At 69.3% G+C, this 615-nt stretch carries 1 protein-coding gene; it reads right to left on the bottom strand.

All coding sequences use genetic code 11. From position 1 onward, the window contains the following. Positions 1–615, bottom strand: a 615-nt coding sequence (locus MOV74_RS39860) for an AAA family ATPase (RefSeq protein ID WP_246933073.1), incomplete at both ends; no start/stop codon positions are given.

Raw genomic sequence — 615 nt, 5'->3', positions numbered from 1 at the left:
AGCACCGCCAGCACCATCGACAGCCGGCTTGGATCCCAGCCGACCACCGCGCGCCGCGGCGTGCCGAGCGAGGTCGGGGCCACCAGCGCCTGCAATTCGACCAGAACGGGCCGCGTGCCCTCGATACCCGCAAAGACTGCGGTGCCGGGCGTGCCGAGATCGCGCTCGGACAGGAACAGCTCGGAGGGGTTGGTGACCTCGCGCAGGCCCAGGCCCGTCATCTCGAACACGCCGATCTCGTCGGTCGGCCCGAACCGGTTCTTCACCGCGCGCAGGATGCGGAATTGCTGCGAGCCTTCGCCCTCGAACGACATCACTGCGTCGACCATGTGCTCGACGACGCGGGGACCGGCGATCTGGCCGTCCTTGGTGACGTGGCCGACCAGGATGATGGCCGCGCCCGTCTTCTTGGCGAAACGGATCAGTGCCTGCGCCGAGGCGCGCACCTGCGTCACCGTGCCGGGCGCCGATTCCACCGTGTCGGTCCACATGGTCTGGATCGAATCGATCACGATCAGCCGGGGCACCGCGCCCTCCGACAGCGTCGAGACGATGTCCTCGACCGAGGTCTCGGCCGCGAGCTGCACCGGCGCGTCCGACAGCCCGAGACGTTCG

This window comes from Bradyrhizobium sp. SHOUNA76 (assembly GCF_023006445.1).
Taxonomy (GTDB): domain Bacteria; phylum Pseudomonadota; class Alphaproteobacteria; order Rhizobiales; family Xanthobacteraceae; genus Bradyrhizobium.
The sequence above is the reverse complement of the archived record's forward strand: the minus strand, read 5'-3'. Positions and strand labels throughout refer to the sequence as shown.